This is a genomic window from Caulobacter sp. B11 (genome assembly GCF_002737765.1).
Taxonomy (GTDB): Bacteria; Pseudomonadota; Alphaproteobacteria; order Caulobacterales; family Caulobacteraceae; genus Caulobacter.
Window position 1 is genome coordinate 1 of the sequence record NZ_PEGG01000167.1, and the last position, 5,973, is coordinate 5,973.

Annotated in this window: 7 protein-coding genes and 1 pseudogene; 1 reads left to right on the plus strand and 7 read right to left on the minus strand. The window is 68.0% G+C overall.

Annotated features, from left to right (window positions below; all coding sequences use genetic code 11):
* The 4 genes from CSW58_RS07920 to CSW58_RS07935 all read right to left on the minus strand — a co-directional run.
* A partial coding sequence (locus tag CSW58_RS07920; RefSeq protein WP_145980329.1) for an AAA family ATPase occupies positions 1-832 on the minus strand: 832 nt, incomplete at its 3' end.
* Positions 833-845: 13 nt separating this feature from the next.
* Positions 846-1,457 carry a DsbA family protein gene (locus tag CSW58_RS07925; RefSeq protein WP_099446927.1) on the minus strand — a complete coding sequence of 204 codons (612 nt, stop codon included), beginning with the start codon at positions 1,455-1,457 and terminating at the stop codon, positions 846-848.
* A gap of 11 nt (positions 1,458-1,468) precedes the next feature.
* Complete coding sequence (locus CSW58_RS07930) at positions 1,469-2,077, minus strand: DsbA family protein (protein ID WP_099446928.1); 609 nt, start codon at positions 2,075-2,077, stop codon at positions 1,469-1,471.
* Positions 2,078-2,184: 107 nt separating this feature from the next.
* The gene (locus CSW58_RS07935) at positions 2,185-2,727 is read right to left on the minus strand and encodes a DUF721 domain-containing protein (RefSeq protein WP_099446929.1); all 543 of its coding nucleotides are present in this window, start codon (positions 2,725-2,727) and stop codon (positions 2,185-2,187) included.
* A 188-nt stretch (positions 2,728-2,915) separates the two neighbouring features.
* Here CSW58_RS07935 and mutY point away from each other — a divergent pair.
* Positions 2,916-3,959, plus strand: a pseudogene (gene mutY, locus CSW58_RS07940) (A/G-specific adenine glycosylase).
* A 77-nt stretch (positions 3,960-4,036) separates the two neighbouring features.
* On the opposite strand, the gene CSW58_RS07945 reads toward mutY, so the two are convergent.
* The 3 genes from CSW58_RS07945 to CSW58_RS07955 are packed head-to-tail and all read right to left on the minus strand — an operon-like array spanning position 4,037 to position 5,724.
* Positions 4,037-4,384 (minus strand): hypothetical protein, encoded by a 348-nt coding sequence (locus CSW58_RS07945; protein ID WP_143755128.1) that lies wholly within the window; start codon positions 4,382-4,384, stop codon positions 4,037-4,039.
* Between the two features lie 17 nt (positions 4,385-4,401).
* Positions 4,402-4,623: a hypothetical protein gene (locus tag CSW58_RS07950; protein WP_143755129.1), complete on the minus strand. Its 222-nt coding sequence runs from the start codon at positions 4,621-4,623 to the stop codon at positions 4,402-4,404.
* Positions 4,624-4,647: 24 nt separating this feature from the next.
* On the minus strand, positions 4,648-5,724 hold the full coding sequence (locus CSW58_RS07955; RefSeq protein ID WP_099446932.1) for a site-specific DNA-methyltransferase: 1,077 nt from the start codon (positions 5,722-5,724) through the stop codon (positions 4,648-4,650).
* Positions 5,725-5,973: the final 249 nt, after the last annotated feature.

Here is a 5,973-nt window from a genome sequence, read left to right on the forward strand (position 1 = left end):
CGGCCTCGGCGGCCAGGATCGCGGTCTGGGCGGCGGCGGCCTCGCGGGCGGTGTCCTCCACGGCCCGGGCCGCGACCACGGCCTCGTCCTGGGTGCGGGTCAGGGCGTCGCGGGCCTCGGTCCAGCGGGCGAACAGCACCGCGCCCTGCACGGCGCGGATCTCGGCCGACAGGCGCTTGTACTTCTCGGCCTGGCGGGCTTCGCGACGCAGGCGGGCCAGGGCCACTTCCAGCTCACGGGCCACATCCTCCAGCCGGGTCAGGTTGGTCTCGGCCGCGCGCAGGCGCAGCTCGGCTTCGTGACGCCGGGTGTGCAGGCCCGAAACGCCGGCGGCCTCTTCCAGGATGCGGCGGCGGTTCTGCGGCTTGGCGCCGATCAGCTCGCTGATCTGGCCCTGGCGGACCAGGGCCGGGGAATTGGCCCCGGTCGAGGCGTCGGCGAACAGCAGTTGCACGTCGCGGGCCCGGACCTCGCGGCCGTTGATGCGATAGGTCGAGCCCTCGCCCCGATCGATGCGGCGCACCACTTCCAGCACCGGATCGTCATTGAACTGGGCCGGCGCCGTGCGATCAGCGTTGTCGATGGTCAGGGTGACGTCGGCGTGATTGCGGGCCGGGCGGGCGCCGCTGCCGGCGAAGATGACGTCGTCCATGCCGCCGGCCCGCATGGCCTTGGCTGAATTGGCCCCCATCACCCAGCGCAGGGCTTCCAGCAGATTGGACTTGCCGCAGCCATTGGGGCCTACCACGCCGGTGAGGCCCGGCTCGATCCGGAACTCCGTCGGCTCGACGAAGGACTTGAACCCGGAAAGGCGCAGGCGCTGGAACTGCACGGACCGCGGGCCTCTAGGCCTTCGCCGCCGCGTCGATCACCTTGGCCAGGTCCTCGAACGACATGGCGGTCTCAAAGCGCTGGCCGTTGACGAAGATCGTCGGGGTGAACTGGATCCGGTCGCGCTGGCCGGCCGCGGCGATGCGGGCGTTGAGCGCGGCCAGCGCCGCCTTGTCGCCCATGGCCGCCTCGAACTGCGCCTCGGTCAGGCCGAACGTCTTGGCGATCTGCAACAGACCGTTCCACAGGTCGCCGCTTTCGAAGATTGCGGCCTGGCGGCGGAAGATGGTGTCGATTACCTGAAAATAGCGCGGCTCGCCGACCTTGAGCGCCAGCAGGAAGCCCGCGCCGGCGAACTCATAGGGCGGCGTCAGGAACTCGCGGAACACGTAGCGGACCTTGCCGGTGTCGATGTAGCGGGCCTTCAAGCGCGGAAAGACCGCCTCGTTGAAGTGGGCGCAGTGGCCGCACGACATCGAGGCGTATTCCACCAGCTGCACCTTGGCCTTGGGCGACCCCAGGACATGGTCGCCCGGCGCCGCCGGCAGGGCGGCGGCGCGCGCCAGACCGGGCATGGCCGCCAGGGCCAGTCCCGATCCGATCAGCGCGCGACGGTCCAGCACCATCGTCAGGGTTCCTACTTGCCGGCCGCGGCGATCGCGGTGTCCAGCTGTTCCAGGGTCACTTCGCCGCCGTCGTCGCCGCCGACCTTCTTGCCGTTGACGACGAAGGTCGGGGTGCCCCGGATATCGGCTTCCTTGGCGAACTTGACCGTGCGGTCGTTCATCGCCTTGAGGGCCTTTTCATCGCTAACGCAGGCCTTGAACTGGGCTTCGTCGAGACCCACCGACTGGGCGATGCGGGTCAGGCTTTCCAGAGGATTGGTGACCACTTCCATCTGCTGGCGATAGAGGGCGTCGAGCACCTCGAAATACTTGTCCTTGCCGGCGCAGCGCGCGACCAGGAAGCCGGCCACGGCCACATTCTCGGGCGCGGTCGGGAATTCGCGATAGACGAAATTGACCTTGCCGCTGTCGATATATTTGGCCTTGAAGGCCGGGAAGACATCGGCGCTCCAGCGGGCGCAGTGCGAGCAGGTGACCGAGGCGTACTCGACCACCGTGATCTTGGACGACGCATTGCCCAGGCTCATGTCGTCGGCGTTGACGCTTTCGGTCTTGGTGCAGCCGGCCAGGCCGACGGTCAGGGCCAGGGCGAGAAGCAGCCGGCTGGTCAGCGAACGCATGGGGATCTTCCTCGATCGTGAGCGGTGGAGTTAAGCGCGATTCTTTAGGCGGGGGAAAATGGCGCCTGTGAGGCCTCGCATGAGCGCAATCGACGGACGCTTGTCAATCATGGCTCACGGCGCAGCACGCCGCGCCCCAGCTTCAGCAAGGCGTCCTTCAACGGTCCTTCAGGCTGGCTGGCCAGGCCCTCGGCCAGGTCGCGCTCGCGGGCGGCGTCCAGCGGCGGCTTGCGGCGGGCCCGGACCGGCGCGGGCGGCGGCGTGGTCTTCAGCGGTCCCTGGACGATGCGCAGCCGGGTCACGGCGCCGCGCCCCAGCAGCAGGTCGAGGCGCGCGGTGATCTGCGGGGCCTGATGCTGGATCAAAGAGGCCACCGGCCCGTCGACCCGCAGTTCCAGGGTGCCGCCCTCGCCCGCCGTCCGGCTCTTGATGATCCGGACCGGCTCGGTGCGCCGGGCCAGGGTCTCGCCGACGATCTCGCGCCAGCGGGTCTGCAGGGCGGCCGGGCCCTGGCCGAAGCGCTTGTCCAGTTCCTTGAGCAGCGGTGCCAGGCTCTTGCCGGCCGGCGGCGGCGCGCGGAACTGCGGACGCGTGCGACGGCGCTTGAGGATCTCAAGGGCTTCTTCGGCCGTGGGCAGGGGGCGGCGCATGGGGAGAGAGTAGAACATCAACCGGGCGGATTGAACTAAATCCCGTTTCCCCGGCGAAGGCCGGGGCCCAGGTGAAACCCCCGAGCCGCTCCGGATGAATCTGGGTCCCGGCCTTCGCCGGAAGGTGGAGGGAGAGGGGGAAGCGCGCGCTCTTCCCAACGCGGAGGGTGGTCTGCCATACCAACCTCATGCTCGAGATCCCCGCCCTGCGCGCCGCCCTGCTGACCTGGTACGACGCCCAGGCCCGCGACCTGGCCTGGCGCACTGGTCCGACGGCCGGCAAGAGCGGCGCGCGCAGCGATCCCTACCGCGTCTGGCTGTCGGAGGTGATGCTGCAGCAAACCACCGTGCCGCACGCCACGCCCTACTTCCTGAGCTTCACACAGCGCTGGCCGACGGTGTCGGACCTGGCGGCGGCCGAGGACGGCGACCTGATGGCCGCCTGGGCGGGACTGGGCTACTACGCCCGCGCCCGCAACCTGCTGGCCTGCGCCCGGGCCGTGGCCAGCGAGCATGGGGGCGTGTTTCCCGATACGGAGGAAGGCCTTCGCGCCCTGCCCGGCGTCGGCGCCTATACCGCCGCCGCCGTCGCGGCCATCGCCTTTGACCGGGAGGCCAATGTGGTCGACGGCAATGTCGAGCGGGTCATGGCCCGGCTGTTCGCGGTCGAGACCCCCGTTCCAGACGCCAAGCCGGAGCTGAAGGCCCTGGCGGGCGATCTGGTCACGGCCGAGCGGCCCGGCGACTGGGCCCAGGCGCTGATGGATCTGGCGCGACGGTCTGCCGGCCTCGGGACCGCTCTGCGACCTCTGCCCTATCTCGGCCTGGTGCGCGGGGCTGAAGAGCGGCGCGCCGGAGACCTTTCCGCGCAAGACGAAAAAGGCCGGCCGGCCACGCCGCTATGGGGTCGCCTATGTGCTGACCCGCGGCGACGCCGTGGCCCTGGTCCGCCGTCCGCCCAAAGGCCTGCTGGCGGCATGTTGGGCCTGCCGACCAGCGACTGGCGCGGCGCGCCGTGGTCGGATGACGAGGCAGGGGCCGCTGCGCCCGTCGCCGCCAGCTGGCGCGACTTCGGGTCGGTGGAGCACGTCTTCACCCATTTTTCGCTGACGCTGCGGGTCTTCGCTGCGCAGGGAGACGGCGACTTCGTTTGGACGCTCCGCCAGGGCCTCGGTGCGCTGCCCAGCGTGTTCCTGAAGGCCGCTAGGGCAGGGCTGGAGCGGTTGGTCTAGTGAGGCTTGATCGCCTTGATGACATCCAGGAAAGTCGTTGCCGAAGACGCTCAGCAGGAAGGCGGCGATCACCAGGATCACCGAATAGGACAGGGCGCGACTACCCCGATCAACACGTCTTTCCATAGGGGGCGGCCCTGGACGAGGGCGTCGCGCTGGATAAATGGCGTCTCGTCTTGCACGACACTCTGAGCGTAGCTGAACAGCGCGCTGTCGGCGTTATCGCGAAAGGCTTTCAGCGTGGTGGGCGTCCACTGGCGGGAAAAACTCCGCAATTCCGTCAGGGTCGGCGCGCGCCCTTCCCTTGCCTTGTGGCTTATAAGCCATTCGCGCTTGGCCTGTTTGTAGAGTCCGTAGGCGATGAACCCGCCCATATCGTCGGGCGCGCGGACCAATTGATCGAAGACCGGATTGTGCTCGGCCAAAGTCATCCTAGCCTGGCCTATTTCCCCGCCAGCGCCAATTTGGCCCGAGCCAGGGCCCGCTCGTGCACGTCACGGCTCAGAGCGACGACCTTGCTGCCGTCAGGCCGCCGGAGGGTTTGAAAGACGCTGCCGGTCGCGGCATTCCGGAAGGAGACCGGACTGACCACGGCGCTGTCGGCCAGGATTTTCCCAAAACGGATCATAAGGTGAACATTGCCGAGGATTTCGCGATCACGCAAGTCCCCGGCCGGAAAATGAGACGTTCAGTTCATCCCCGCCCGCACCTGGGCGCGCAGCACGTCGATCGGGGCCAGGCCCTTGTCGGTCTTGAAGTGCCAGTAGGTCCAGCCGTTGCAGGCCGGGGCCGATTGCACCAGGGCGCCGATCTTGTGGATCGAGCCGGACAGGTCGCCGACCGTGATCGAACCGTCGGCCCGGATCTTGGCCGCGTGGGTCCCCTTGGCGCAGAACAGGGTGTCGCCGGGATTGAGCAGTCCGGCCTCGACGATATTGCCGAACGGCACGCGCGGCTCCGAGCGCTTGGAGCCCATGACGTCGAGGTCTTCCGGGGCGATCGGGATCACCTTGGCGATGCGGGTCTTGGCGTGGGCGATATAGTCGCTTTCGCGCTCGATGCCGACGAAGCGGCGGCCCAGGCGCTTGGCGGCCGCGCCGGTGGTGCCGACCCCGAAGAACGGATCCAGGATCACGTCGCCCGGCTTGGTGGTCGACAGGATCACCCGGTAGAGCAGAGCCTCGGGCTTCTGGGTCGGATGGGCCTTGTGGCCGTCGGCGCCCTTGATGCGCTCTTCGCCGGTGCACAGGGGGATGGTCCAGTCGGAGCGCATCTGCACCTCGTCATTGGCCATCTTCAGGGCGTCATAGTTGAAGGTGTAGCGCTTGGCGCCCTGGCTCTTGGAGGCCCAGATCAGGGTCTCGTGGGCGTTGGCGAAGCGGGTGCCCTTGAAGTTGGGCATCGGGTTGGACTTGCGCCAGACCACGTCGTTGAGGATCCAGAAGCCCAGGTCCTGCACGGCCACGCCGACGCGGAAGATGTTGTGATAGCTGCCGATCACCCAGATCGCGCCGTCGTCCTTGAGCACCCGGCGGGCGGCCTTCAGCCATTCGCGGGTGAACTTGTCATAGGCCGCGAAGCTCTCGAACTGGTCCCAGTGGTCGTCGACCGCGTCGACCTTGGAATTGTCGGGCCGCAGCAGGTCGCCGCCGAGCTGAAGGTTGTAGGGCGGATCGGCGAAGATCAGGTCGACCGACTTCTCGGGCAGGGCGTTCATCGCCTCGATGCAGTCGCCCTGAATAATGGTTTCTGGCCCGAAGGTCATGATCTCGTCCCGCACAAAACAGCTAACGGAATCATGGAGTCCCGTGGTTACGCGGTCATGAACGGGCATGGTTAGCGACAGGTTAACCTTGCGTCCCGCGCCCGGGCCGGCGGGATTACTCAAGGCCTAAGCCCCTGTCCTGACTCCGCTTTCGGAATCGCGCCCTCGGGCGGCGTCGGAATCGGCGGCCAGGTGTTTTTTCGCGCGGCGTCGGCTTTTTCAGGCCGGTCGTTGCTCAGGCCTGTCCGA

Excerpts from the sequence above, each read along its gene's own strand:
- CSW58_RS07925 (WP_099446927.1), bottom strand. The coding sequence starts at position 1,457 with ATGGTGCTGGACCGTCGCGCGCTGATCGGATCGGGACTGGCCCTGGCG.
- CSW58_RS07930 (WP_099446928.1), bottom strand. The coding sequence starts at position 2,077 with ATGCGTTCGCTGACCAGCCGGCTGCTTCTCGCCCTGGCCCTGACCGTC.
- CSW58_RS07935 (WP_099446929.1), bottom strand. The coding sequence starts at position 2,727 with ATGCGCCGCCCCCTGCCCACGGCCGAAGAAGCCCTTGAGATCCTCAAG.
- CSW58_RS07955 (WP_099446932.1), bottom strand. The coding sequence starts at position 5,724 with ATGACCTTCGGGCCAGAAACCATTATTCAGGGCGACTGCATCGAGGCG.